At 70.0% G+C, this 25,445-nt stretch carries 31 protein-coding genes and 1 tRNA gene; 12 read left to right on the plus strand and 20 right to left on the minus strand.

Translation table 11 applies throughout. The features are described from left to right. Positions 1–57 precede the first annotated feature (57 nt). The 3 genes from GXW71_RS15205 to GXW71_RS15215 are packed head-to-tail and all read left to right on the plus strand — an operon-like array spanning position 58 to position 3,454. Complete coding sequence (locus GXW71_RS15205) at positions 58–1,719, plus strand: peptide ABC transporter substrate-binding protein (protein WP_211853378.1); 1,662 nt, start codon at positions 58–60, stop codon at positions 1,717–1,719. After that, positions 1,701–2,636, plus strand: coding sequence for an ABC transporter permease (locus GXW71_RS15210; RefSeq protein ID WP_211853379.1), 936 nt, complete (start codon positions 1,701–1,703; stop codon positions 2,634–2,636). The genes GXW71_RS15205 and GXW71_RS15210 overlap by 19 nt, the downstream gene beginning before the upstream one ends. After that, positions 2,633–3,454: an ABC transporter permease gene (locus GXW71_RS15215; protein WP_211853380.1), complete on the plus strand. Its 822-nt coding sequence runs from the start codon at positions 2,633–2,635 to the stop codon at positions 3,452–3,454. Before GXW71_RS15210 ends, GXW71_RS15215 begins: the two co-directional genes overlap by 4 nt. 22 nt (positions 3,455–3,476) lie before the next feature. Here the strand turns inward: GXW71_RS15215 and GXW71_RS15220 are convergent, their stop codons facing one another. The 9 genes from GXW71_RS15220 to GXW71_RS15260 all read right to left on the minus strand — a co-directional run bounded on the left by GXW71_RS15220 (position 3,477) and on the right by GXW71_RS15260 (position 8,799). Beyond that, a complete protein-coding gene (locus tag GXW71_RS15220) occupies positions 3,477–4,217 on the minus strand; it encodes an SDR family NAD(P)-dependent oxidoreductase (protein WP_211853381.1) in 741 nt (246 codons plus the stop codon). A 169-nt stretch (positions 4,218–4,386) separates the two neighbouring features. Beyond that, positions 4,387–4,463: transfer RNA gene (locus GXW71_RS15225), tRNA-Pro, on the minus strand. A gap of 36 nt (positions 4,464–4,499) precedes the next feature. Further along, entirely contained in the window at positions 4,500–4,925 is a 426-nt protein-coding gene (locus GXW71_RS15230) for a MerR family transcriptional regulator (protein WP_211853382.1), read from the minus strand. After that, complete coding sequence (locus GXW71_RS15235) at positions 4,922–5,233, minus strand: integration host factor subunit alpha (protein WP_211853383.1); 312 nt, start codon at positions 5,231–5,233, stop codon at positions 4,922–4,924. The genes GXW71_RS15230 and GXW71_RS15235 overlap by 4 nt, the downstream gene beginning before the upstream one ends. A 126-nt stretch (positions 5,234–5,359) precedes the next feature. Then, positions 5,360–6,337: a beta-ketoacyl-ACP synthase III gene (locus GXW71_RS15240; protein WP_211853384.1), complete on the minus strand. Its 978-nt coding sequence runs from the start codon at positions 6,335–6,337 to the stop codon at positions 5,360–5,362. Continuing rightward, positions 6,334–7,386 carry a phosphate acyltransferase PlsX gene (gene plsX / locus GXW71_RS15245; protein WP_211853385.1) on the minus strand — a complete coding sequence of 351 codons (1,053 nt, stop codon included), beginning with the start codon at positions 7,384–7,386 and terminating at the stop codon, positions 6,334–6,336. Before plsX ends, GXW71_RS15240 begins: the two co-directional genes overlap by 4 nt. Before the next feature lie 28 nt (positions 7,387–7,414). Continuing rightward, complete coding sequence (rpmF, locus tag GXW71_RS15250; protein ID WP_211853386.1) at positions 7,415–7,615, minus strand: 50S ribosomal protein L32; 201 nt, start codon at positions 7,613–7,615, stop codon at positions 7,415–7,417. A 105-nt stretch (positions 7,616–7,720) separates the two neighbouring features. Beyond that, entirely contained in the window at positions 7,721–8,242 is a 522-nt protein-coding gene (locus tag GXW71_RS15255; protein WP_211853387.1) for a YceD family protein, read from the minus strand. After that, the gene (locus GXW71_RS15260) at positions 8,239–8,799 is read right to left on the minus strand and encodes a ubiquinol-cytochrome C chaperone family protein (RefSeq protein ID WP_211853388.1); all 561 of its coding nucleotides are present in this window, start codon (positions 8,797–8,799) and stop codon (positions 8,239–8,241) included. The genes GXW71_RS15255 and GXW71_RS15260 overlap by 4 nt, the downstream gene beginning before the upstream one ends. An 81-nt stretch (positions 8,800–8,880) precedes the next feature. On the opposite strand from GXW71_RS15260, the gene GXW71_RS15265 reads away from it, so the two are divergent. From GXW71_RS15265 to GXW71_RS15280, 4 genes are all read left to right on the plus strand, one after another. Beyond that, complete coding sequence (locus GXW71_RS15265; protein WP_211853389.1) at positions 8,881–9,396, plus strand: outer membrane protein assembly factor BamE; 516 nt, start codon at positions 8,881–8,883, stop codon at positions 9,394–9,396. 131 nt (positions 9,397–9,527) lie between these two features. After that, entirely contained in the window at positions 9,528–10,739 is a 1,212-nt protein-coding gene (locus GXW71_RS15270; protein WP_211853390.1) for an NADP-dependent isocitrate dehydrogenase, read from the plus strand. A 16-nt stretch (positions 10,740–10,755) separates the two neighbouring features. Then, a complete protein-coding gene (locus GXW71_RS15275; RefSeq protein WP_211853391.1) occupies positions 10,756–11,862 on the plus strand; it encodes an NAD(P)/FAD-dependent oxidoreductase in 1,107 nt (368 codons plus the stop codon). 25 nt (positions 11,863–11,887) lie between these two features. Beyond that, positions 11,888–12,589 carry a DUF599 domain-containing protein gene (locus GXW71_RS15280; protein ID WP_211853392.1) on the plus strand — a complete coding sequence of 234 codons (702 nt, stop codon included), beginning with the start codon at positions 11,888–11,890 and terminating at the stop codon, positions 12,587–12,589. A gap of 222 nt (positions 12,590–12,811) precedes the next feature. Here GXW71_RS15280 and alaS read toward each other — a convergent pair whose 3' ends face one another. The 9 genes from alaS to GXW71_RS15325 form a co-directional block, all read right to left on the minus strand. Continuing rightward, positions 12,812–15,457 (minus strand): alanine--tRNA ligase, encoded by a 2,646-nt coding sequence (gene alaS, locus GXW71_RS15285; RefSeq protein WP_211853393.1) that lies wholly within the window; start codon positions 15,455–15,457, stop codon positions 12,812–12,814. Positions 15,458–15,562: 105 nt separating this feature from the next. Then, positions 15,563–15,748 carry a hypothetical protein gene (locus GXW71_RS15290; protein WP_211853394.1) on the minus strand — a complete coding sequence of 62 codons (186 nt, stop codon included), beginning with the start codon at positions 15,746–15,748 and terminating at the stop codon, positions 15,563–15,565. A gap of 178 nt (positions 15,749–15,926) precedes the next feature. Next, positions 15,927–16,967, minus strand: coding sequence for a recombinase RecA (recA, locus tag GXW71_RS15295; RefSeq protein ID WP_211853489.1), 1,041 nt, complete (start codon positions 16,965–16,967; stop codon positions 15,927–15,929). A 209-nt stretch (positions 16,968–17,176) separates the two neighbouring features. After that, entirely contained in the window at positions 17,177–18,238 is a 1,062-nt protein-coding gene (locus tag GXW71_RS15300; RefSeq protein WP_211853395.1) for an EscU/YscU/HrcU family type III secretion system export apparatus switch protein, read from the minus strand. 3 nt (positions 18,239–18,241) lie between these two features. Next, the gene (locus GXW71_RS15305) at positions 18,242–19,018 is read right to left on the minus strand and encodes a flagellar biosynthetic protein FliR (protein ID WP_211853396.1); all 777 of its coding nucleotides are present in this window, start codon (positions 19,016–19,018) and stop codon (positions 18,242–18,244) included. Then, a complete protein-coding gene (locus GXW71_RS15310; protein WP_367617311.1) occupies positions 19,015–19,275 on the minus strand; it encodes a flagellar biosynthetic protein FliQ in 261 nt (86 codons plus the stop codon). The genes GXW71_RS15305 and GXW71_RS15310 overlap by 4 nt, the downstream gene beginning before the upstream one ends. A 105-nt stretch (positions 19,276–19,380) precedes the next feature. Then, positions 19,381–19,689: a flagellar hook-basal body complex protein FliE gene (gene fliE / locus GXW71_RS15315; RefSeq protein ID WP_211853398.1), complete on the minus strand. Its 309-nt coding sequence runs from the start codon at positions 19,687–19,689 to the stop codon at positions 19,381–19,383. Beyond that, complete coding sequence (flgC, locus tag GXW71_RS15320; protein ID WP_211853399.1) at positions 19,689–20,096, minus strand: flagellar basal body rod protein FlgC; 408 nt, start codon at positions 20,094–20,096, stop codon at positions 19,689–19,691. Before flgC ends, fliE begins: the two co-directional genes overlap by 1 nt. A gap of 14 nt (positions 20,097–20,110) precedes the next feature. Further along, on the minus strand, positions 20,111–20,503 hold the full coding sequence (locus tag GXW71_RS15325) for a flagellar basal body rod protein FlgB (RefSeq protein ID WP_211853400.1): 393 nt from the start codon (positions 20,501–20,503) through the stop codon (positions 20,111–20,113). Positions 20,504–20,589: 86 nt separating this feature from the next. On the opposite strand from GXW71_RS15325, the gene GXW71_RS15330 reads away from it, so the two are divergent. From GXW71_RS15330 to GXW71_RS15350, 5 genes are all read left to right on the plus strand, one after another. Then, complete coding sequence (locus GXW71_RS15330; protein ID WP_211853401.1) at positions 20,590–20,865, plus strand: hypothetical protein; 276 nt, start codon at positions 20,590–20,592, stop codon at positions 20,863–20,865. 36 nt (positions 20,866–20,901) lie between these two features. Further along, positions 20,902–21,186 (plus strand): flagellar biosynthetic protein FliO, encoded by a 285-nt coding sequence (locus tag GXW71_RS15335; RefSeq protein ID WP_211853402.1) that lies wholly within the window; start codon positions 20,902–20,904, stop codon positions 21,184–21,186. Next, positions 21,183–21,926, plus strand: a complete 744-nt coding sequence (gene fliP, locus GXW71_RS15340; protein WP_211853403.1) for a flagellar type III secretion system pore protein FliP — start codon at positions 21,183–21,185, stop codon at positions 21,924–21,926. The genes GXW71_RS15335 and fliP overlap by 4 nt, the downstream gene beginning before the upstream one ends. 279 nt (positions 21,927–22,205) lie before the next feature. Beyond that, a complete protein-coding gene (locus GXW71_RS15345) occupies positions 22,206–22,892 on the plus strand; it encodes a polysaccharide deacetylase family protein (RefSeq protein WP_211853404.1) in 687 nt (228 codons plus the stop codon). A 19-nt stretch (positions 22,893–22,911) separates the two neighbouring features. Continuing rightward, complete coding sequence (locus tag GXW71_RS15350; protein WP_211853405.1) at positions 22,912–23,898, plus strand: Bug family tripartite tricarboxylate transporter substrate binding protein; 987 nt, start codon at positions 22,912–22,914, stop codon at positions 23,896–23,898. An 18-nt stretch (positions 23,899–23,916) separates the two neighbouring features. Here the strand turns inward: GXW71_RS15350 and speE are convergent, their stop codons facing one another. Continuing rightward, on the minus strand, positions 23,917–24,786 hold the full coding sequence (speE, locus tag GXW71_RS15355) for a polyamine aminopropyltransferase (protein WP_211853406.1): 870 nt from the start codon (positions 24,784–24,786) through the stop codon (positions 23,917–23,919). 151 nt (positions 24,787–24,937) lie between these two features. Further along, a complete protein-coding gene (gene speD, locus GXW71_RS15360; protein ID WP_211853407.1) occupies positions 24,938–25,390 on the minus strand; it encodes an adenosylmethionine decarboxylase in 453 nt (150 codons plus the stop codon). Positions 25,391–25,445: the final 55 nt, after the last annotated feature.

The raw sequence follows: 25,445 nt of genomic DNA on the forward strand, positions 1-25,445 counted from the left end.
GGCGGCAGGGGCCTTCGAATGATTCCATCCGGGCAGGATCTGCTCTAGGGAATCAGCATGGCCCCCGCCCTTCGCCTCGCCGCCGCCCTGCTCGCCCTCGCCGGACCCGCACTGGCCCAGCCGGCGCGGGACAGCCTGACCATCGGCATCACCCAGTATCCCTCGACCTTCCATCCGAACATCGATGCCATGGTCGCGAAGTCCTATGTGGCGGGCTTCACGCTCCGGCCGCTCACCGCCTATGCCCCCGACTGGCAGCCGACCTGCCTGTTCTGCGAGACCTTGCCGACCATCGAGAACGGGCTCGCGGTGCGGGAGACCGCGGCGAATGGCCGTCCCGGCCTTCGCCTCACCTATCGCCTGCGCGAAGGGCTGCGCTGGGGCGACGGCACCCCGATCACGGGGGAAGACCTGCGCTTCGCCTGGGAAGCCGGCCGCAACGACGCGACCGGCTTCGGCGCCGCCGAATTCTACCGCAGCGCCTATGAGCTCATCGTCGTCGACGCCCGCACCATCACGCTGCGCTTCGACAAGGTCACCTTCGATTTTGCCTCGGTCGGCGATTTCAAGCCGCTGCCCGCGCATGTCGACCGCGCGCGCTGGGAAGCCGATCCGCGCGCCTACCGCACCCGCACGGCCTACGATACCGAAACGACGAACCCTGCCATCTGGAACGGCCCCTACCGCATCGCCGCCGTGCAGCCCGGCGCCGGCGTGACGCTGGAGCGCAACCCGCTCTGGGGCGGCGCCGCGCCCGCCTTCCGCCGCATCCAGATCCGCACCGTCGAGAATACCGCGGCGCTCGAAGCCCAGCTCCTGGCCGGCCAGATCGACATGATCGCGGGCGAGCTCGGCTTGCCGATCGACCAGGCGGCAGCGCTGCAGCGCCGCACCGGCGACCGTTTCCGCTTCGAGTATCATCCGGGCCTGATCTACGAGCATCTCGACATCAACCACGACCATCCGGCGCTGGGCGATCGTCGGGTGCGGCAGGCGCTGCTGATGGCGCTCGACCGCGCGCAGATCGTGGCGCGGCTCTTCGACGGGCGACAGCCGGTCGCGCACAGCAGCGTCAACCCGCTCGACCCGATGCATGCCGAGGATGTGCGGCAATGGCCCCATGATCCCGCACGCGCCGCGGCGCTGCTGGATGAGGCCGGCTGGCGCCGCGGCCCCGACGGCATCCGCCGCAACGCCGCCGGCGACCGGCTCTCCATCGAGCTCATGACGACCGCGGGCAACCGTTCGCGCGAGCAGGTGCAGCAGGTGCTGCAGGCGCAGTGGCGCGCCGCCGGCATCGAGACGCGCATCCGGAACGAGCCGCCCCGCGTCTTCTTCGCCGAGACCTTGTCGCGCCGGCGCTTCCAGGGCGCCGCGCTCTTTGCCTGGATCAGCGCGCCGGAGAGCGTGCCGCGCACCACGCTGCATTCCGACGAGATCCCGCGTGCCGAGCGCAACTGGTCCGGCCAGAATTTCGGCGGCTACCGCAACCCCGAACTCGACGCCCTGCTCGAGGCGCTGCCCGAGGAACTCGATCCCGACGAGCGCCGGCAGATGTTCGCCCGCCTGCAAGCCATCTATTCGCGGGAATTGCCGGTGCTGCCGCTCTGGTTCCGGTCCGACGCGCATATCTGGCCGACCTGGCTGGAGGGCGTGCGGCCGACCGGACATCTCAATCCCTCCACCCTCTGGGCGGAGGAATGGCGGGTGCGGCCTTGATCCTGCGGCGGCTGGCCCAGATCGCGATCACCCTCGCGATCCTGTCCTTCGCCGCCTACATGCTGATCGGGTTGATGCCGGGCGATCCGATCGACCTCGCGCTCATCGGCGATCCGCGCCTGACCGCCGGCGATGCGGCGCGGCTGCGGGCGCTGCACGGGCTCGACCAGCCGCTGCTCGCGCGCTACGCCGCCTGGGCCGCCAGCGTGCTGCGCGGGGAGTTTGGCTATTCGCGCCTCTTCGCGGTGCCGGTCGCCGACGTGCTCTGGCCGGCGCTGCGTTCCAGCCTCGCGCTGCTCGGCGGCGCATTGGCGATCGCGGCGACGGGCGGCGTCGCGCTCGGCGTGCTGGCGGCGGCGCGGCCGCGCAGCGCGGGTTTCGTGGACGCGATCGCGGTGATCGGCCAGGCGATGCCCTCCTTCTGGCTCGGCATCCTGCTGATCATCCTCTTCGCGGTCACCCTCGGCTGGCTGCCGGCCGGCGGCAGCGCCGAGGATGGCGGCAGCGCTCTCCGCTTCTTGGTGCTGCCGGTCGCGACCTTGGCGATCGCCAATGTCGCGGCCTATGCGCGCCACACCGCGGCGGCGATGACGGCGACGCTGACCGAGCCCTGGATTCGCACCGCCCGCGCCAAGGGCGCGTCGCGCACCCGCGTGCTCTGGCGCCACGCCTTCCCGAACGCGGCGGTGCCGATCCTGACGCTCGCGGCGCTGGATGCCGGCGCGCTGGTCTCCGGCGCCGTGGTCACCGAAACCCTCTTCGCGCGCCCCGGCATGGGCAAGCTGATCTTCGACGCGATCATGGGCAACGACTACAACCTCGCTCTGGTCGCGCTGCTGCTGGTCGCGCTGGTGACCATGCTTGCGACGCTGGCGGCCGATCTGGCGCAGCGCGCGCTGGACCCGCGCCTCGCATGACCAGGCTGCGCCTCGGCCTGCTGCTGCTCGGCCTGCTGGCCGGGGGCGCACTCGCGGCACCACTGCTCGGCCTCTGGCTCGGCCATGATTCAGGGGCGCCCGACCTCTTCAACCGCTACGCCGCGCCCTCCGCCGCGCATCCGCTCGGCACCGACGACCTCGGGCGGGACCTGCTGACCCGCTTGCTGGAAGGCGCCCGCGTCTCGCTCGCGGTCGGGATCGCGACCGCGCTTGCCGCCGCCCTCATCGGCACCGCGGCCGGCATCCTCGCCGCCTGGCGGGGCGGCTTCGTGGAAGCGCTCATCATGCGGCTCGCCGATGGGCTGCTCGCGCTGCCGGCGCTGCCGCTGCTGGTGGTGCTCGCCGCCGTCGACCCCGCGGTCATCGGCCTGCCGCGTGGTGAGGCGGTGTCCGACATGGCGCGGATCATCATCATCCTGACGCTGTTCGGCTGGGTCGGTGTCGCCCGCCTGGCCCGCGCCGCCGCGCTTTCGGTGCTGGCGCGTGACCATATCCGCGCCGCCCGCGCGCTTGGCGTGACCGAGGCGCGGCTCTTGCGGCGGCATGTGCTGCCGGCGCTTGCCGCGCCGGTCAGCGTCGCGACCGCGCTCGCGGTCGCCGGCGCCATCCTGGCCGAAAGCACCCTCTCCTTCCTCGGCCTCGGCATCGCGCCGCCGGCCCCCTCCTGGGGCAACATGCTGGCGAATGCGCAGGAGCTGGTGTTCAGCGCGCCGATGGCCGCGGTCTGGCCGGGGCTTGCGATCCTCGCCGCCGTCGCCGGCTGCACCCTGGTCGCGGACGGGCTGCGCGCGCGCTGAGCGCGCCCTGCGCGCCGTCGCTTTATTGCAGGATACCGGCCGCGAGGAAGCCGCCATCGACCGGCAGCACCACGCCATTCACATGGCCCGCCACCTCGCTCGCCAGGAAGGCCACCGCCTCGGCGATCTCGGACGGCGCGGCATAGCGGCCATCCGGCGTCGCGGCGTTGAATCCCTCCCGCGTCGCCGTGGTGTGATGGCGTTGCACGAGATCGGTCTCGGTGGCGCCGGGTGCGACGGCATTGGCGGTGATACCGAAACCCGCGAGTTCCACCGCCATCTGCCGGGTCAGGCCGATGATCGCGGCCTTCGAGGTTCCATAGGCGGCGCGCCCCGGGCTCGCCCGCACGCCGCTGACCGAGGCGATGTTGACGATGCGGCCCCAGCCGGCCCGCGCCATCTGCCGGCCCGCCGCCTGGGCGCAGAGAAAGGCGCCCGTCACGTTCACGGCCATCACCCGTTCCCAGGCGTCGAGCGGATGGTCCAGGAAGGGATGCAGCGCGGCGATGCCGGCATTGTTGACCAGCACGCCGACCGGACCATGCCGCTCGGCGACACCGTCGAAGCTGGTGGCGACGGCCGCTGCATCCGTGATGTCCAAGGCGAGGCGCTCCGCCATCCACGCCGCCGGCGCGAGACGGGCGAGCGCGTCCCGGTCCCGATCGATCAGGACCACCCGCAGCCCGGCGGCACCCAGCCGCTCCGCCACGGCGAGGCCTATGCCGGCCCCGGCGCCTGTGACAACAGCGAGGCGATTCGTCATGCCAGCGCGGCCTCCCTCCCGACATTCCTTTCCTCACGCGATGCGCCGGATACGGTCGGTCGCGTCGCGTGCGTCGCTCAATGAAGCGCCGCCGGTGCCACGATGCTGGTGGCGCGTGAGGAAGTTGCTGTCGCTGGGGTAGAATTCCGTAAGGAATTCAGGGGCTTAATGGTCGGAGCGGCGGGATTTGAACCCACGACCCCTTGTCCCCCAGACAAGTGCGCTACCAGGCTGCGCTACGCTCCGATCGCGCGGCTGATTACCACCGCGTGGCGGAGGGGGCTAGCCCCTCGAGGCGAGTTGGTGCAACGCCGCGCCGATGGCGTCCAGCTCCTCCAGCACCTCCTGGAGTGCGCGCTGATCGGGCTCCTCGGCCGGCGGCGGGTCACCGAGCGGCAGTTCGCCATGCGCCGCCACCTCCTCCTCCGCGCCGCCATCCTTCAGCAGGCGCTGCACGCCCTTGATGGTGTAGCCCTGGGTGTAGAGCAGGTCGGAGACGCGCTTCAGCAGCGCGATATCCTCAGGGCGGTAATAGCGGCGGCCGCCACCGCGCTTCAGCGGCTTGAGCTGGGTGAACTTCGTCTCCCAGAAACGCAGCACATGCTGTGGGATCTGAAGATCCTCGCTCACCTCACTGATGGTGCGGAAGGCGGTCGGCGCCTTGCGCGGGCGCCGGTGGCCTTCCTCGATCAGAAGATCGTCGCTCACAATGTCTCGTCCCCAGGCGGCGTCTCGCCGTTGATGCGCGCCTTCAGCACCTGCGAGGGCCGGAAGGCCAACACCTTCCGCGGCAGGATCGGCACCTCGACGCCGGTCTTCGGGTTGCGACCGACCCGCCGTCCCTTCTGGCGCACGATGAAGCTGCCGAAGGCGGAGATCTTCACCGCCTGCCCGGCCTCCAAGGCCGCGGACATGCGCTCCAGCACGGTCTCGAGCAGGGCGGCACTCTCGTTCCGCGACAGGCCGACATTGGCATAGATCGCCTCCGCCAGATGCGCGCGCGTCAACGTCTCCATCGGCGGATTGGAACCTCCTCGCAACCCATTCAAGTGCCAGTGAAAACCGGCGCGGGGTGCGGCGTCAACCGCGATGCGCGAAGGCGTTGCGGCAACCGGCTCTTGTGATGCCGGAAGAGCGGGGTGTCAGAAGCGCGCCAGCGCCGCGCCCCAGGTCAGGCCGCCGCCGATCGCTTCCATCAGCACCAGGTCGCCGCGGCGGATCCGCCCATCCCGCCAGGCTTCCACCAGCGCCAGCGGGATCGAGGCGGCGGAGGTATTGGCATGGCGATCCACGGTGACCACCACCTGCTCCGGCGGCAGGTGCAGCTTGCGGCCCATCGCATCGATGATCCGGATATTGGCCTGGTGCGGCACCAGCCAGCGGACATCGCCATGCCCGAGCCCGTTCGCCGCCAGCGCCTCGTCCACCACCGCCGCGAGCTTGGCGACGGCATGGCGGAACACCTCCTTGCCGGCCATGCGCAGCAGGCCCGGGCCGCCCGTCGAACCGGCACCGCCCTCGATGTGCAGGATGCCGCCCTGCCGCCCGTCGGCGTGCAGATGGGTGGAGATGATGCCGCGGTCGGCGACGCCGCCGGCCGATTCGGTCGCGCGCAGCACCACCGCGCCGGCGCCGTCGCCGAACAGCACGCAGGTGGAGCGATCCGTCCAGTCGAGGATACGGCTGTAGATCTCCGTGCCGATCACCAGCACGGTCTTCGCCTGGCCCGCGCGCATCATCGCGTCGGCGATGCTCAGCGCGTAGACGAAGCCGGTGCAGGCGGCGGCGACGTCGAAAGCGAAGCCATGGTCGATGCCGAGATGGGCCTGGATGCGCACCGCGGTCGCCGGGAAGGCCGAATCGGGGGTCGAGGTCGCGACGATCACCGCATCGACTTCGGCCGCGTCGATTCCGGCCGATGCCAAAGCTTCCCGCGCCGCGATGGCGCCGAGGTCGGAGGCGGTGGCCCCGGCATCGGCGAGATGCCGCTGGCGGATGCCGGTGCGGGCCTGGATCCAGGCGTCCGAGGTCTCCAGCCCATGCATCGCCGCGAGCGCGTCGTTGCTGACCGGCGCGCCCGGCAGATAGCCGCCGCAGCCTGCAATGACGGCGCGGATCATACCGGCAGCGCGCGTGACTGCGTGGCGAGCTTCGCCATGCCGTCCCGAATGCTCTCGTTGAAGCCGTGCGTTACCATATCCATCGCGACATCCACCGCATGGGCGAATCCAAGGGCGTCGGTGCCACCGTGGCTTTTTACCACAACGCCGCGTAGCCCGATCAGGATCGCGCCATTGTAACGCCGCGGATCCATCCATTCCCGGAGGCGATCGAGCGCCGGCCTCGCCAGCAGATAGCCGAGCCGCGCCGGTACGCTGCTCGTGAAGACCTGACGCAGCAGGTCGCGCATGAGTTTCAGCGCGCCTTCGCCGGTCTTCAGCGCGACGTTGCCGGTGAAGCCGTCGGTCACCACCACGTCGACGGTGCCGGCGGTGATGTCATGGCCTTCGATGAAGCCGCGGAAATTGGCGCCGAGATGCGAATCGCGCAGCGTTTCGGCCGCCGCGCGCACCCGGTCATCACCCTTCAGCTCCTCGGAGCCGACATTGAGCAGCCCGATGGACGGCGTGGTCAGGCCCAGAACCGCGCGCGCGAAGGCATCGCCCATGACCGCGAATTCGACCAGGTTGCGCGCGTCGCATTGCACATTGGCGCCGAGATCCAGCATCACCACGTCGCCGCGCGCCGAAGGCCCGATGGCGGCGAGCGCCGGCCGATCGAGCTCGGGCAGGGTCTTCAGCACGATCTTCGCGAGCGCCATCAGCGCACCGGTGTTGCCGGCCGAAACGACGCCCGCCGCCTCCCCGGCCGCGACCGCATCGATCGCGAGGCGCATCGAGGAGCCGCGGATGCGCAGCGCCGCCGTCGGCTTCATGTCGCCCGGGATCGTGTCCGGCGCATGGCGCACCGAGCAGATGCGGGCCGCGCGCTTGCGGCGCGCCAGGGCGGCACCGACGCGGGCCTCATCGCCGAGCAGCAGAAACCGCCCTTCCGGATGGCGTTCGGCCGCGAGTTCCAGGCCGTCGAGCACCACTTCCGGTGCCGCATCGCCCCCCATCGCGTCGATCGCGAGCGAAAAGGCCGGGGTGACGGGCGGCTTCGATGCCATCGTCAGCGCCGCACCACGCGCGGCACCATCAGGCGCGGATCGCGGGCTTCACGCGCTCGGCGGCCAGCACCTCACGGCCATCATAATGGCCGCAATGGCTGCAGACGTGATGCGGGCGCTTCAGCTCCCCGCAATTCGCGCACTCCTGATAGGAAGGAGCGGACAGAGCCTCGTGGCTGCGACGCATCCCGCGGCGGGAGGGCGAAACCTTCTTCTTCGGAACGGCCATGGCGCCGGGCCTCTCTTCTCTAAATCGGACCAGAAACTTTGGTGAGCGGCGGGCCTTAGCACCCCCCCCTGACCGAAGCAAGCACGGTGACCACGCGGAAAGTGCCTATTTGTCCCGCTTCAGCCGCGTGAGCGCTGCAAAGGGGCTCGGCCGCGGAGGCGCCACCGCGGCTTCCGGCTCCGGCGGTGCGACCAGGCCTTCCGGCAAAGTCGCGCCAGGGGCACGCGGGTAAGGGTCGAGCGCCAGCGACAACTGCTCGGCGACGGCTTCGCCGAGATCTATCGTTTCGCCGTCGATGTCGAATTCATCCGGCGCCTCAGGATCCTCCGAAGGCTCCGCGCCCTCCGGGATGAAGCGCAACGCCAGCGGCAGGTCGAGGCTCTGCTCGACCGGTTCCAGGGTGACGATGCAGGATTGCACCACCTCCGCGACCAGCCGCCCCGCCGCCGCGATGGCTCCCCCCGGGGCGGGGTGCAGCAGGAGTTCGGCACGCAGCAGGCCGATCGCCGGGATACCGAAGCGCTCGGCGAGCGCCGCCCGCTCGGCCTCAGAGGCGACGAGGTTCTCCCGCCGGCCGCCGGAGCCGATTCGCCCGATCACCAGCGGGCGGTGGAATTCAGGGGTCATGCGGGCAACTCCGTCTCGGCCAGGAAGGCTGGCTTTCCCGCGAGCAGCGACGCGAAGGGTTGGGCCGCGAGCGCACGGTCCTGCGCCAGCACGATCGAGGCGAGCTGCTCCGCGCTGGCCGTCGGCGCCGTGCCCGGTGTGGCGCCGCGCCAGACATTGCGGGCCAGCGCCTGCGCCAGCGCCGCCGCATCCCGGGCGTCCAGCGCCTCCTCATAGGCGATAGCGCGGCCGTGGAAGGCTTCCCACATCCGCTTCACGCGCTTGCCGACCACCATGTCCGAAACCCCCATCTCGCGCAGATTGAGGTCCATATCGGCGAACATGGCGTCGAACACCGCCTGCGCCAGGGCCGCCCCCCGCGGGTCGGGATCGGCGCGGAGCCGGCGCACCAGCAGGGCGACATGCAGGTTGATCAGGTCGAAACGCCCGTCCAGCGTATCCGGCACGCCGATGCCCTCGAATAGAAAGGGGGAGCGGGCCGTGGCGACGGCGGCCGTATACAGGGCGAAGCCGGTGCGCTCATGCGGCTTCCGGCGGAACAGGGCGAAGAGGCCCATGGGGCGGCGCGATCCTCGATTGCGGCGGGCGGGCTGAGACGCGGGTTGACCCCGCTTCCTCCGGCTCGCTATTCCCTGCACATGGCTCGCCCCGTCCGACCGGTCAATCGCCCTCTCCGCATCACGGCCACCCTGGGGCTGGCCGTATGGCTTGGCGCCTGCAGCTTCTTCCAGGCGGCACCGATCCCCCGGGGCAACCGGATCGACGAGGAGCAACTCTCCCAGATCACCCCAGGCGTCCAGACCCGCCGCGACGTGCAGGCGCTGCTCGGCTCGCCCTCCTTCGCCGGCACCTTCAACGATGCCAACTGGTATTACCTCAGCGCCGTCTCCCGCATCGCGCCCGGTCGCCGCATGCAGATCGAGGATCGGCGCGTGGTGGCGATCGCCTTCGACAATGCCGGCGTGGTGCAGGGCGTGCGTACCCTGACCGAAGCCGATGGCCAGGACATCGCCATGGTCGATCGGGAGACGCCGACGCCGGGCAATGACCGCAGCCTGCTGCAGTCCCTGTTCGGCAATATCGGCCGCTTCGGCGGCGCGGGCGGGCCTGCCGCGAGCAACCCCAATGCGCCGGGGACCGGCGGGCGCCTCTGATCGCCAGCCATCTGGTCTGAGCCACGGCCGGGCCCGTCCGGCCCTTGCCGAGGTCCTGTCGCGATGCAATTGTCCGGCCTCGCCGCGCCGGGGCCGCCCGCGCGGCAGGCATATTTCCGCACGAGGACAGCATGGCCAAGATCAAGGTGAAGACCCCCGTCGTCGAGCTCGACGGCGACGAGATGACCCGCATCATCTGGGGGTTCATCAAGGACAAGCTGATCCTGCCCTACCTCGATGTCGACCTGAAGTACTACGACCTCGGCGTCGAATATCGCGACCAGACGGACGACCAGGTGACGGTCGATGCCGCGAACGCCATCAAGCAGTACGGCGTGGGCGTGAAGTGCGCGACCATCACCCCCGATGAGGCACGGGTGAAGGAATTCGGCCTGAAGAAGATGTGGCGCTCGCCGAACGGCACCATCCGCAACATCCTCGACGGCACCATCTTCCGCGAGCCGATCATCTGCCAGAACGTGCCGCGCCTGGTGCCGCACTGGTCGAAGCCGATCGTCGTCGGCCGCCACGCCTATGGCGACATCTACCGCGCGGTCGAGATGAAGGTGCCCGGCGCCGGCAAGGTCACCATGACCTACACGCCCGAGGGCGGCGCGCCGCAGGAGATCGGCGACTTCGTCTTCAAGGGCGCCGGTGCCGCGATGATGCAGCACAACCTCAACGCCTCGATCGAAGGCTTCGCCCGCGCCTCCTTCAACTACGGCCTGGCGCGCAACTACTCGGTCTACTTCAGCCACAAGAACACCATCCTCAAGGCCTATGACGGCAACTTCAAGGACATCTTCCGCACCATCTACGACGCCGAATTCAAGGCGGAGTTCGAGAAGCGCGGCATCACCTACGAGGATCGCCTGATCGACGACATGGTCGCCTCCGCGCTCAAGTGGGAAGGCGGCTATATCTGGGCCTGCAAGAACTACGATGGCGACGTGCAGTCCGACATCGTGGCACAGGGCTTCGGCAGCCTCGGCCTGATGACCTCCGTGCTGCTCTCCCCGGATGGCAACACCGTCGAATCGGAAGCGGCACACGGCACGGTGACCCGCCACTACCGCGAGCACCAGAAGGGCCGCGAGACCTCGACCAACCCGATCGCCTCGATCTTTGCCTGGACCCGCGGCCTCGCCTATCGCGGCAAGTTCGACGGCACCCCGGATGTGACCGCCTTCGCCGACACGCTGGAGAAGGTCTGCATCGACACCGTCGAGAGCGGCTTCATGACCAAGGACCTCGCGATCCTGATTTCGAAGGACCAGCCCTGGCTGAACACCCAGGCCTTCCTCTCGAAGCTCGACGAGAACCTGAAGAAGGCGATGGCCTGACGCGGCAGGCGCCGGGATGCGGGTCGTCGTTATCGGCGGCGGTATCCTCGGCGCCTGCACGGCCTACCACCTGATGCGTGCCGGTGCGGAGGTCATCCTCCTCGACCGCGCGCATGAAGGGCGCGCCACTTCGGCCGGGGCGGGTATCGTCTCGCCCTGGACCACCCGCTACGAAGGCCCCGCGCTCTACACGATGCTGCTCGGCGGCGCGGAGGCCTATCCGGCGCTGGTCGCCGCCCTCGCCGAGGATGGCGAGACCGATCTTGGCTATCGCCGCGTCGGCACGCTCTGCGCGCCGGAAGACCCGGCCATCCTCGATGATCTCGAACCCATGGTACGCGCCCGCGCTGCGGCCTCACCCGCCGCCGGCGCCGTCACGCGCCTGACGCCCGCGGAGGCCGGGGCACTGTTCCCGGCGCTCGCCGGCGATCGGGCGGCGCTGCATGTCGAAGGCGGCGCGCGCCTCGACGGCCGCCGCCTCTCGGCCGCGCTGCATCGCGCCATCGCGCGGCGGGGCGGCACGCTCAAGGCCGGCACCGCGGCGCTGCTGGTGGAAGGAAGCCGGTTGCGCGGCGTCACCCTGGATGGCGAGCGCATCGAAGCCAACGCCGTGGTGCTGGCCGCCGGTGCCTGGGCCCCGGCGCTGCTGGCACCCCTCGGCCTGCGCCTGGCCATCGCACCGCAACGCGGGCAGATCCTGCACCTCCGGCTGGACGGCCAGGACACCGCCGCCTGGCCGGTGCTCTATCCGATGACGTCGCATTACCTCCTCACCTTCGAAGACGGGCGGGTCGTGGTGGGCGCCACGCGGGAAACCGGCTCCGGCTTCGACTACCGCGTCACCGCCGGCGGACTCCGCGAGGTGCTGGAGGCCGGCCTCGCCATCGCCCCCGGCCTTGCCGCCGCCACGCATGTCGAGACCCGGGTCGGCTTCCGGCCCATGTCGCCGGACGGCAGGCCGCTGCTCGGCACCGTGCCGGGCCTCGCCGGCCTCGTCATCGCCAACGGCCTCGGTCCGAGCGGCTTGACCATCAGCCCCTTCGCCGGCCGCATCGCCGCAGCCCTGGCCCTCGGCGAAACGCCGGAACTCGACCTCGCCCCCTACGATCCGCTGCGCGGCTGAACGGAATCTGCTCTAAGCCGCAGCCATGACCCTGCCCTTCTCCATCCTGGACTGGCTGGCGCTCGCGCTCTTCTTCATGGCCTGGATCGGCTACGCGATGGTCGTGGACCGCGTGCCGGGCATCCGTCGGCGGAGCGTCATCGCGGCGATGGACGAGCATCGCCGGAGCTGGATGCGCCAGGTGCCGGGGCGGGAGAACCGGATCGCCGATATCTCGATCATCGGCAACCTGATGTCCTCCACCTCCTTCCTCGCCAATACCTGCATCTTCATCCTGGGCGGCCTGGTCGCCCTGATGTCGGGGCCCGAGGTCGGGCAGCGCATCTTCGCCATCATGCCCTTCGCCCAGGTGCCGGCCGATCCGGTCGCCTGGGAGATCCGCATCACCCTGCTGCTGCTGATCTTCATCCGCGCCTTCTTCGAACTGACCTGGGCGCTGCGCCAGTTCAACTACACCTCGATCCTGGTCGGCGGCATGGCGACGGCCCGCGATCCGCACGCCATGCTGGACGCGGAGATGGCCGCCAAGGTCGTCAACCGCGGCGCCCGCCACTTCAACTCGGGCCTCCGCGCCTACTATTTCGGCCTCGCCGCCCTCGCCTGGCTGATCCACCCGCTCGCGCTGATCGGCGCCAGCCTCTGGGTCGTCCAGGAACTGCACCGCCGCGAATTCCGCAGCGTCGTGCGACAGGCCGTCACGGCCCGGTCAGGGGCACCGCGGGGGTGAGGTCGCACTCCGGAAGGGGCTTTGCCCCTCCCGGACCCACCCCACCAGGAGCATAGATGCTCCTGGACCTGCTTCACTTGGCGCCCTGATGGGAAAGGGGTCATCCGGTGCGATTGCACCGGCTGACCCCTTCCCCATCAGGGCTCTAAAAGTAAACGGAGTGCAGGGGCCTGTAGGCTCCTGCCGGGTGGGTTCGGGAGGGCAGCGCCCTCCCGAGGCAACTCACCCCAGCGCCGCCCTGACCGCCGCGAGTGCCTCGTCCGCCTGCGACGCGTCGGGGCCGCCGGCCTGGGCCATGTCGGGCTTGCCGCCGCCACCCTTGCCGCCGAGGGCGGCGCTGGCGGCGCGGACCAGGGTGACGGCGTCGGCCTTGCCGCGGGCGGCGTCGCCGAGGCCGACCATGACGCTGGCCTTGCCGTCGGCGGTGGAGACCACGGCGACGATGTCGGCGGTGCCACCTTGCAGGATGGCTTCGACCAAGCCCTTGAGGTCGCGCGGGGGGACTTCGCCGACATTGCGGAGCGCGACGCGGAAGCCGCCGATCTCCTCGACGGCGGCCGCGCCGCCGCCGGTCGCGAGCTTCTTGCGGAGGTCGACGACTTCGCGCTCCAGGCGCTTGCGGTCCTCGAGCAGCGCGCCGACACGCTCGGCCAGCTCCTGCGGGCGGGCCTTGAGCAGGGTGGCGGCATCGCGCAGATAGGCGTCGCTCTCGTCGATGAGCTTCAGCGCGGTTTCGCCGGTGACGGCTTCGAGGCGGCGCACGCCGGCGGCGACGGCGCCTTCGGAGACGATCCGGAACAGGCCGATATCGCCGGTGCGCGTCACATGGGTGCCGCCGCAGAGCTCGACGCTGTAGTTGCCGCGGCGCTCGGTCGCGGCTTCGTCGCGGCCCATGGCGACGACGCGGACCTCGTCGCCGTATTTCTCGCCGAAGAGGGCCATGGCGCCTTCGGCGACCGCGGCTTCGGGCGTCATCAGCCTGGTGATGACCTCGGCATTCTCGCGGATACGGGCATTCACCTCGGCCTCGACCCAGGCGAGCTCGTCCGCCTCGATCGGCTTCGGGTGGGAGACGTCGAAGCGCAGCCGGTCGGGCGCGTTGAGGCTGCCCTTCTGCGCGACATGGGTGCCGAGCTTGCGGCGCAGCGCCTCATGCAGCAGATGGGTCGCGGAGTGATGCGCGCGGATGGCGCCGCGGCGGCCATGATCCACTTCGGCGACGACAGCGAGGCCGGGCCTCGCCGCGCCATGGGCGACGGTGCCGAGATGCACGAAGAGATCGCCGAGCTTCTTCTGGGTGTCGCGCACCACGATGCGGCAGGCCTCGCCGGCCTGGATGGTGCCGCCGTCGCCGACCTGGCCGCCGCTTTCGGCATAGAAGGGCGTCTGGTTGAGGATGACGGCAACCTCGGCACCGGCGGGGGCGCTATCCACGACCTTGCCGTCCTGTACCACGGCCAGGATCTCGCCCTCGGCACTTTCGGTCGAGTAGCCGAGGAACTCGGTGGCGCCGAGCCTCTCGCGCAGGTCGAACCAGACGGTCTCGGTCGCGGCCTCGCCGCTGCCGGCCCAGGCGGCGCGGGCGCGCTGCTTCTGCTCGGTCATCGCCGCCTCGAAGCCAGCGAGGTCGACCGCCCTGCCCTGTTCGCGCAGCGCGTCCTGGGTCAGATCGAGCGGGAAGCCGTAGGTGTCATAGAGACGGAAGGCCACGTCGCCGGCGAGCGTGCCCTTCTCCGGCAGCTTCGCCACCTCCTCGGCCAGCAGGTGCAGGCCGCGGTCGAGCAGGCTGCGGAAGCGCGTCTCCTCCAGGCGGAGGGTCTCGATGACCAGCGCCTCGGCGCGGACGATCTCGGGATAGGCGGCGCCCATCTGGCGCACCAGCGCCGGCACCAGGCGGTGGAGCAGCGGTTCGCGCGCGCCCATCATGTGGGCGTGGCGCATGGCGCGGCGCAGGATGCGGCGCAGGACGTAGCCGCGGCCCTCGTTGGAAGGCAGCACGCCATCGGCGATCAGGAAGGTGCCGGCGCGGAGGTGGTCGGCGACGACGCGATGGCTGCTGCGGAAGGGCCCGTCGGGGTCCTGGCCGGTCGCCTCAGCCGAGGCGAGGATCAGTGCGCGCAGCGTGTCGGTGTCGTAATTGTCGTGCTTGCCCTGCAGGATGGCCGCGAAGCGCTCCAGCCCCATGCCGGTATCGATCGAAGGGCGCGGCAGCGGCACGCGGGTGCCGGGCGGGCCTTCCTCGAACTGCATAAAGACCAGGTTCCAGATCTCGATGAACCGGTCGCCATCCTCGTCCGCGCTGCCCGGCGGGCCGCCGGGGATCGAAGGGCCGTGATCGAAGAAGATCTCGGAACAGGGGCCGCAGGGGCCGGTATCGCCCATGCGCCAGAAATTGTCCGAGGTCGGGATGCGGATGATACGGCTGTCCGGCAGCCCCGCGACCTTCTTCCAATAGACCGGCGCCTCCTCATCCTCCGAGAAGACGGTGACCAGCAGCTTGTCCTTGGGCAACGCGAAATCGCGGGTCAGCAGGGTCCAGGCGTGCTCGATCGCCTGATCCTTGAAATAATCGCCGAAGGAGAAATTCCCCAGCATTTCGAAGAAGGTGTGGTGGCGCGCCGTATAGCCGACATTGTCGAGGTCGTTGTGCTTGCCGCCGGCGCGCACGCATTTCTGCGCGGTGGTGGCGCGGCTGTAGGGCCGCTTCTCCTGGCCGGTGAAGACGTTCTTGAACTGCACCATGCCGGAATTCGCGAACATCAGCGTCGGGTCGTTGCGCGGCACCAGCGGGCTGCTGTCCACCACCTGATGGCCGTTGCGGGCGAAGTAGTCCAGGAAAGTGGCGCGGATATCGTTGCTGCTGGTCATGTCTCGGCCGTCGCGTGACCCCGCCGGAGCGCGGGGCCGCAACCTGTAACGCGCGGAAGTTGGGGCGTGAAGGGCCGAGGACCGGTTTGGGGCCGCGGCGGCCGCTCAGGGCTCCGCCTCTTCCGCGGCATCCTCCCGGGCCTTCTCCTTGTTCCGCTGCTGCTTTTCGGCCTTGCCGAAGTCCGGGCCGCCTTCCTTGCGCTCGTCCGGCCGCCGTTGCGGGTCCGGCTGCGCCGCGGGCGGCCTGGCGGGCGCGTTTTCGGGCAGCTTCGGCTTCTCGGGCGTGCTCATGGCCTGTTCTCCTCGAACAGGCTGAAGCGCCCGGACCGGCTGCCGGTTGCACGGCGCCGGTCCGGAATGCGGGTGGGCCAGGACATGATCGCCTCAAGCTGAAGCGATCATGTCCTGGCCACTTTGTTTGATCACGTGATTCACGCCTTTCGGTGATTCCACCTCAAGCGACCACGTTCTATTCGGCCGCCTGGGCCTCGTCCTCGTCCCGCTCGCCGGTCAGCATCTTGTCCACAAGAAGCCCGGCCTGGGTGCGGACCTTCTGCTCGATGGCCTGCGCCATCTCAGGATGATCGCGGAGGAACTGCTTCGCGTTCTCCCGCCCCTGGCCGATCCGGGTGCTGTCATAGCTGAACCAGGCGCCGGATTTCTCGACGATGTTCGCCTTGACGCCGAGGTCGATCAGCTCGCCCACCTTGCTGATGCCCTCCCCGTACATGATGTCGAACTCCACCTCCCGGAACGGCGGCGCCATCTTGTTCTTCACCACCTTCACGCGGGTGTGGTTGCCCACCACCTCGTCACGGTCCTTCAGCGCACCGATGCGGCGGATATCCATGCGGATCGAGGCATAGAACTTCAGCGCGTTGCCGCCCGTCGTCGTCTCCGGATTGCCGAACATGACGCCGATCTTGAGCCGGATCTGGTTCAGGAAAATCAGCAGCGTGTTGGACTTGGAGACCGAGCCGGTCAGCTTGCGCAACGCCTGGGACATCAGGCGGGCGTGCAGGCCGACATGGCTGTCGCCCATCTCGCCCTCGAGCTCGGCGCGCGGCACCAGGGCGGCGACGCTGTCCACCACCAGCACGTCGACGGCGCCGGACCGCACCAGCGTGTCCGCGATCTCGAGCGCCTGCTCGCCGGCATCGGGCTGGCTGATCAGCAGGTTGTCCACGTCGACGCCGAGCTTGCGGGCGTAGCCGGGATCCAGCGCATGTTCGGCATCGATGAAGGCGCAGGTGCCGCCCTTCTTCTGCGCCTCGGCGATCGCATGCAGCGCCAGCGTCGTCTTGCCCGAGCTTTCCGGCCCGTAGATCTCGACGACGCGCCCCCTGGGCAGGCCGCCGATGCCAAGCGCCAGGTCGAGGCCGAGGGAGCCGGTCGGCACCACCTCCACCCCGTCACTCAGGTTCCGGGCCCCCAGCCGCATGATCGAGCCCTTGCCGAAGGCCCGCTCGATCTGGCTCAGCGCGGCGTCGAGCGCCTTACCCTTGTCCATATGCGATCCCCAATCCTGCTGGCGGTCCGGTTTAGCAATTTTGCGTTGCAGAGCATCGATTCCCGTGCAGCCGCGAAGGCGGCAGGGGCCGACTCGAAGCACGCTGCGTCACCCACACTATGCGATCCGGGGCGCGGGCCGACAAGAACATTTAGTAAACATCGCCATGCCCCCGCCGCCGCGACAGCCTGATCGCCGGCGTCCTCCGCTCAGGAATTCCCGGCCACGCGGTTGTTCAGGCGCCAGACGAAGGCAATGATCTCGGCGACCGCCTGGTAGTGCTCCGGCGGGATCTCCGCCTCCAGCTCCAGCCGATGCAGGGCGCGGGCCAGCGGCGGGTTGGGGACGATCGGCACCTTGTGCTCCTCGGCCACCGCACGGATGCGTGCCGCCAGCGCGTCGACGCCCTTGGCAAGGATGCGCGGCGCCGCATTGGAGCCTTTTTCATAACCCAGGGCCACGGCGTAGTGCGTCGGGTTGGTGATGATGACGGCGGCCTTCGGCACCGCCGCCAGCATGCGCTGCCGCGACTTCGCGAGCCGAAGCTGCTTCATCCGCCCCTTCACGTGCGGATCGCCGTCGGTCTCCTTCTGCTCGTCCCGCATGTCCTCCCGGCTCATGCCCAGCTTGCGCATGTGCCGCAGCCGGACCAGCACCAGGTCGAGCGTCGCGACCACCGCGAAGGCCATCAGCGCCGCCCGCATCAGCCCGTAGGACGCATCGGCCGCCCGCCCGAGCAGCGCCGCCGCCGGCTCGTGCAGCAGGGTCCGGAGCACTGTGGGATCGTCGAGCGCCAGCCAGAGCGCGGCGCCAACGATCCCGAGCTTCAGCAGGGTGCGCAGGAATTCGATGGCCGCATCGACGCCCAGCAGGCGCTTGAGGCCCGCCAATGGGTTCAGCTTGGAGAAGCGGGGCGTCAGCCCGCTGGCGGAGACCAGGCCGCGCGTCTGCAGCAGCGTGCCGGCGACGGCGCCGATCAGCGTCAACCCGGCCACCGGCGCGATCGTCAGCAGGGCCAGCTTCAGCAGCGCCGGCGCCGCTTCCTCCGGGGCCAGGCTGTGCGACATGGCGACGACGCCGCGCAGCGCCGCCACCAGCTCCCGTGCCATCGGCGGCAGCGCCACCATCATGCCGAGCAGCCCGGCGCCGAGCGTCGCCAGCATCACGGCCTCCCGCGAGAGCGCGACCTGGCCTTCCTCCCGCGCCCGGTCGAGCCGGCGCTGTGTCGGTGCTTCCGTGCGGTCCTCGGCGTCCTTCTCTTCCCCCGCCATGGTTCAGCGATTCCCCGGCAAGGCCGTGAAGGCAGCGCGCGCCGCCTCGCCATAAACGCCGAGGATCACCGGCAGCAGCAGTCCGAGCAGCGCGATGCCGGCCAGGATCTGGCCGGGAATGGCGACGAAATAGACCTGCACCTGCGGCGCCAGCCGCGACAGCAGCCCGAGCGCCACGTTCAGCACGATCGAGCCCAGCACGAAGGGTGCGGCGATCCGGAGCGCCAGCGCGAAGCTCTCGCCCGCGGCTACCGCGAAGGCTTCCGCCGCTTCGCCGGCCGGCCAGGGATCGCCCGCCGGCAGCACCCCGTAGCTCTCGGCAAGCGCCCGCAGCGGCAGCGCATAGAGCCCGCTGCTCAGCACCACCAGCACGGTGAGCAATGCGAAGAGGCGGCTCGTCACCGTGCCCTGCCCGCCCATCTGCGGATCCGGCACCAGCGCGCTGGCGAGCCCCATCATCAGCGCCACGAATTGTCCGGCCAGGGCGAAGCCGATGCTGACGAGACGCGCGAGCGAGCCGAGCCAGAGGCCGACCAGCACCTCGAGCAGGATCAGCCGCGCCGCCTCCGTCGCCGTGTCCGGCGCTGCCGGCAGGCTCGGCGCCAGGGCGGGCAGCAGCAGCGGCACCAGCGCGAGCCCGAGGCCGAGGCGCAAGGGGGGCGGCACCTCCTGCTCGCCGAGGCCCGGCAGCAGCATCACGGCCGCGCCGATCCGGGCAAAGAGCAGGGCCGCCTGGAAGGCCAGAACCGGCAAGGATGCCAGCAGTTCGGCCTCGGTCACGGCGCCCCGCCCGCCGCGACCATCATCTGGAACAGGGACTCGGTATAGCCACGCAGGGCGCCTGCCATGAACGGGCCGAGCAGCAGCAGCACGCCGGCCAGCACCGCAAGCTTGGGCAGGAAGCCGAGGCTCGCCTCCTGGATCTGGGTCAGCGCCTGGAAGACCGACACGGCAAGCCCCACCAGCAGCAGCGCGATCAGCGGCGGCCCACCGACCTGAAGGCCAATCCACAGCGCCTCGCGCGTCGCGAGCGTCACCTGATCCAAGGCATCATCCTCGGCCGCATTTTGCGGCGCACCTGAGCAGATCGCCTGACGGCGGGTGACTGCCCGTGAACAGAGGGACTGACGCGAAAATTCGCGTCAGATCGGCATGCGCATCACGTCCTGATAGGCGGCGACGACCTTGTCGCGCACCGCGACCGTGGTCTGCAGCGCGAGCTCCGCCCGGCTGACCGCCATGACCACATCCGTCACGCTGCCCTGGCCGGTCAGCGCCTGGGTCGCGGTGGTGTCGGCGGTCCGGCCGGCATCGACGGCCTGTTCCATGGCGCGCGACAGCGCCGCGCCGAAGCCGCTGCCCGCCCCGGGCTGTGCCCGGGTCGTGTTCGCCAGCCCATCGGCACTGCGATAGGCAGCCGCGACGCCGGCGGAGGTGAGGGCGGCGACCATCAGCGCAGCGCCTCGATGGTGCGGGTCAGCATGCCGCGCGTCGTCTCCAGCACGCCAAGATTGGCGCTGTAGCTGCGCTGCGCCTCCCGCATGTCCATCACCTCGACCAGGCTGTTGACGTTCGGCGTGCGGACATAGCCGCGCTCATCGGCGGCCGGATGCGCCGGATCGAAGCGCTGCGGGAATTCCCCGGGCGCAGTGCCGACGCGGGAGACGTGCACCGTCTGCAACCCGGCCGCCCGGTCCAGCCGGTTGGCGAAGGTGACGGTGCGCCGCCGGTAGGGATCGCCGCCCGGCGTCTCCGCCGTGCTGTCCTTGTTGGCGAGGTTCTCGGCGACGACGCGAAGCCGGGTCGCCTGCGCCTGCATGCCGGCGGCCGAGATGCGAAGCGCGCTTTCGATATCCATTGGCCCGGGCCTCCTCAGCCCTGCCGCCCGAGGGCGGTGCGGAACATGTTCATGAAGCGGCGGTGCAGCGTGATCGCCAGCGCATGCGCCTGGTCGGTCTCGGCGACACGCAGCGCCTGTTCCTCGATCGAGACGGCATTGCCATCCGGCGTCCGCTCGATCGCACGGCGGTCCTGCCGCGCATCCGGCGCTCGCCCGCCCGGGCTGGCGATATGCTGCGGGTTGGTGACGGCCAGAGCGGTGCCCGAGGCCCGCGCCAGGGTCTCGCCGAAAGGGCGCAGATCGTTCGGCCGGTAGCCGGGCGTGTCGGCATTGGCGATATTCTGCGCCAGCACGCGCTGCCGCGCGTCCAGCCAGTGCAGCCGCCGTTCCGTGAGCGCGAGGGGTCCGGTCTGGGTCGGGTCCATGGCACAGGGATCGCACGGGCTTGGCGAATTATCGGTAAACGCCGACCGAAAGCTTCCGGTAACGCCCCCTGTGCTTTGCTGCCGCCATGCAGCAGGTCGCTGACCCGGAGACACCGCCCCGCAGCCCCGGATTCGTGGGGGCCGAGGATATGGCCGAGGGCGCGTCGGCGATGCTCAGCATCGCCGAAGCCTTGGTCACCGCCGGGAATCGGGTGGACCTGGCCGGCTTCGAGGAGGAGGTGGCGCGGCTCTGCGCCGGCATCCTTGCCCTGCCGAAATCGGAGGGGCAGGCACTGGCCCCTGTCCTGACCGCGCTGCGCGATCAGGTGGAGCGGCTGCAAAACGCCCTGCCGCCCCCCTGACCTTTCGTCCTTCAACCGCCGGCAGGAGGCCGCGGCATGTACCCCTCGCAATGGATCACCACTCAATGGCTTTGGGCCGGCCTCGCGCTGGCCGGAATCGTCGCGCTGCTGCTGCTGCTGGCGCGCGGCGCCCGCGCCGCGGGGCTGGCGCCGCGCATGGCCGGGCAGCGCATGCGCGTCGAGGAGACGCTGGCGCTCGATGCCAGGCGCCGGCTGCTGCTGGTGCACGTCGATGGCGAAAGGCTGCTGCTGCTCACCGGTGGCAATGCGGACCAGAGCCTCGGCTGGGTGCCTCGCGCTCCGAAGGTGGACGAGGCATGAGGCGCGCCCTGCCCTTCGCCGCCGCGCTGCTGCTCGCCGCAGTCGTGCTGATCGCGCCGCCCGCCACCGCGCAGAGCGTCGCGATCGATCTCGGCGCCAACCAGCCCGGGACCACGGCGCGCCTCGTGCAACTCACCGCGCTGATCGGCCTCCTTTCGCTCGCTCCCTCGCTGCTGGTGATGGCGACCGCCTTCGGCCGCATCGTCATCGTGCTCGGCCTGCTGCGCAGTGCCATCGGCGCGCCGTCGATCCCGCCCAACCCGGTGCTGATCGGCCTGGCGCTGTTCCTCACCTTCTTCGTGATGCAGCCGGTCTTCGAGCAGGCCTGGACCCAGGGGCTGCTGCCCATGACCGAGGGCCGCATGGGTGAGATCGACGCCATGCAGGCGGCGGCCGAGCCCTTCCGCCGCTTCATGGCCGCGCATGTGCGGGAGGCGGATCTGGCGCTGTTCCTCGACCTCGGCGGCATGGCAGCGCCGGAAGCCGCCGATCAGGCGCCCTGGCGCGCCCTGATGCCGGCCTTCATGGTCAGCGAGCTGCGCCGCGCCTTCGAGATCGGCTTCCTGCTGTTCCTGCCCTTCCTGGTCATCGACATGGTGGTGGCCAGCATCCTGATGTCGCTCGGCATGATGATGCTGCCACCTTCGGTCGTGTCGTTGCCCTTCAAGCTGATCTTCTTCGTGATCGTCGATGGCTGGCGGCTGGTCGCCGGCAGTCTCGTGCAGGGCTTCGCAACCTAGGGGCGGCAGCCATCTCGGCCACGGCGTCGTTGAGGCGTCGCGGCCAAGATGCCGCTCGAAGCTATTCGGCAGGCCTCCGGCCAATCGCGCCAATGCTTGCGCAGGCATTTGACGGGCTCCCTTTATCGACAAAGTATCGTCGGACACAGGGGGGTGAATCCGGATGCGCCTTGCCGCCGAAGCCGCTGACCGGCCGGTCAGCCGCTTGCGCGTCACCACGCGGCGCGCTGCTTCCCAGGGCGAAGCCCGGGCAGTGGCGGGACGCCGGGCAGGCGCCGCATGAGCTCTGCCGGCGCGGAGATCACCCTGACCTTCGATAATGGCCCTGAGCCGGAGGTCACGCCGGGCGTGCTGGACGTGCTGCGCCGGCGTGGCTTGCGCGCGACCTTCTTCGTGATGGGCCGCAAGCTGGCCGACAGGGCGGGATGGGCGCTGGCGGAACGGGCGCATGCCGAAGGACATTGGATCGGCAATCACACCTTCACCCATGGCGGGCCGCTCGGCGAGCAACCCGATGAGGATCGCGTGGCGGAAGCCGAGATCGGCCGTACCCAGGATCTGATCGGCGGGCTCGCGCATCCCGACCGGCTGTTCCGCCCGGTGGGCGGCGGCGGCCGGATCGGGCCACACCTGCTCGGGCGCGCGACGCTGGCGTATCTGCAACGCCATCACTTTACCTGCGTGCTGTGGACCGCCGTTCCCGGCGACTGGCGCGATCCGGATGGCTGGGTGGAGCACGCGCTGACCCAGTGCGCGGGGCCTTCCCCCACCGTGCTGGTGCTGCACGACCTGCCGGGCGGCGCGATGCGCCATCTGGACCGCTTCCTCGGCGTGCTCGCGGATCGGGGCTACCACTTCCCGCAGGCATTCCCTGACGCCTGCACACCGATTCGGCGCGGCGTACCGCAGGCCTCGATGGACGCTTACGTCACGACCGGACCTCCGTCCGGCGCCAAGAGCGGATGATGGGAGGAGAGCCAGCATCATGACCCAGATGGACCGACGATCGCTGTGGCGCGTCGGCCTAGCCGCGGGTGCCGCGGCATGGCTGCCGGGCACGGCAGGGGCCCAGGCCTGGCCGACCAGGCCGATCCGCCTGGTGGTGCCCTTCGCCGCCGGCACCACGACCGACCTCCTGGCCCGCATCCTGTCGCGGCATCTGTCGCAGGCGCTCGGCCAGAGCGTCGTCGTGGACAACCGCAGCGGCGCCGGCGGTAATCTCGGCGTGGCGACGGTCGCGAAGTCGCCCCCCGATGGTTACACGCTGGTGCTTGGCACCAGCGGCACGCATGGCGTGAATGCCAGCCTCTATCGCGACCAGGGCTATGACCCGGTGCGGGATTTCGCGCCGATCATGCCCTTCGTCACCGCGCCCGCCGTGCTCGCCGTGGGGCGCCGGCTCGGCGTGACGACCCTGGCGGAGCTGGTCGCGCTGGCGAAGCAGCGACCCGGCGCCCTGACCTTCGCCTCGGCCGGGAACGGCACGACGGGTCACCTGTCGCAGGCGCTGCTCGACCTGCGCGCCGGGATCCAGACGGTGCACGTGCCCTATCGCAGCGGGGCGCAGGCGATCACCGATCTGCTGGCCAGCCAGGTGGATGCGATGTTCTACCATTACCTGCCGCTGGTGCAGCATTTCCGGGAGGGTTCGCTGTTGCCACTGGCCGTGACCGCGCCGCGACGCGCCGAAGCGCTGGCCGCAGTGCCGACCATGCAGGAAGGCGGGCTGCCGGACTTCGTGGTCGAGGGTTGGTGGGCGCTCTACGCGCCCGCCGGCACGCCGCCCGCGCTCATCGCCCAGCTCAACGCCGCCGCCAATGCCCTGCTGCGCGATCCCGAAGCCATCGAGGGCCTCCGTGCCCAGGGCGTGGCGCCGATCGGCGGCACGCCGGAACGGCTGCAGGTCATGACCCGCGAGGAGGTCGCCAAATGGCGGCCCATCATCGCGGCCGCCGGCATCCAGGCGGATTGATACCGGGGCCGGAAGCCGTCAATCCGCCGGCAGGTGCTCGGCGATATAGGGCGGCAGGTGGAAGGCGCCGGCGTGGATCTCCGGCGTCCAGTAGCGGGTGGCACCGAGGATGCCCGCGGCCTCCGCGCGGGCGCGGATCTGGGCCACCGGCGTCGCGCTGAGCCCGGGCGCCTTGGCCGACCAGCCGAGCGTCATCAGGCCGCCGACATAGGTCGGCACCGCCGCGACATAGGCCGAGACCTCGGCGAAGAAGCGCTTCCGGCGCAGGCTGGTCTCGCGTAGTTCGTCGGCCTGCATGAAGGGCACGCCGCACTGGTTCACGACCAGCCCGCGATCGGTCAGCAGCCGGGCACAGTTCGCGTAGAAATCATCGGTGAACAGCACCTCGCCGACGCCGATCGGATCGGTGCTGTCGACGATGACCACGTCGAAGGACGCGTCCGGCGCCCGCTGCACGTAGTCGATGCCGTCGCCGACGATCACCTCGGCCCGCGGATCGGTCCAGGCATCGCCGGCAATGCCTGGCAGATGCTCCTTGGCGAGCCGGATCACGGCACCGTCGATCTCGACCATCACGGCCTTCTCGACATTGCGGTGCTGCAGCACGCGGCGCAGCACGCCGCCATCGCCGGCGCCGATGATCAACACCCGCTTCGCCGCGCCATGCGCCAGCAGCGGCACATGCGCCAGCATCTCCTGATAGACGAATTCATCCGCCTCGGTGATCTGCACCACGCCATCGAGCAGCATGACGCGGCCATGCGTCTCGCTCTCAAAGATCATGATGTCCTGGAAGTCGGAACGCACCCGCGCCAGTTCCCGCACCACGCGGAAGCGCTGGCCCCAGGCGGCGTAGAGCGTCTCGTTCACCCAGGCGTCGGTCGTCATGTCCATCCTCACCGCGACGAAAAGGGCGGAGCCTCGCGGCCCCGCCCTGGCATCAGCCGTAGGGTCGGAGCGTGATGACTTGAGGCCGCATCGGCCGAAAAGTCCGAATCACGCGATCAAACAAAGACGCTGGAGCAGAATGCTCCGGCGCTCAGCCGATCAGGCCCCGCTTGTGCTCGGCGAGCTGCACCCGCTCCGCCAAAAAGCCCTTCTTCAACGCCGGCAGCGCCTTGTAGGGATCGCAATCGCCGCAGACGAAGATGTCGAGCGCCGCATAGTCCCGCTCCGGCCACGTATGGATGGAGACATGGCTCTCGGCCAGCACCAGCACCCCCGAGACGCCGCCATTCGGCGAGAAGTGATGGAAATGGCCGTGCAGGATCGTGGCGCCGGTCGCCAGCGCGCCCTCGCGCAGCACCGCATCGATATGCTCGGGATCGTCGAGGTTGGTCGCGCCCCACAGATCGATGATCAGATGCGTGCCCGCGTAACGAATGCCATTGCGGCTGACGAAGTAGTCCTTCGCCTCCACCGAGCGGTTCTCATCAGTCTGGGCTTCGCTCGGCAGGTCCGAGACCATCCCCAGTTGGACGAGAGCTTCCATAGTACGGGCTCCTTCCAGCCAGCAGATGACCGTAACGGTCGTGGTATGGGTCGAA

Origin of the sequence: Plastoroseomonas hellenica, assembly GCF_018129085.1 — a bacterium.
Taxonomy (GTDB): domain Bacteria; phylum Pseudomonadota; class Alphaproteobacteria; order Acetobacterales; family Acetobacteraceae; genus Plastoroseomonas; species Plastoroseomonas hellenica.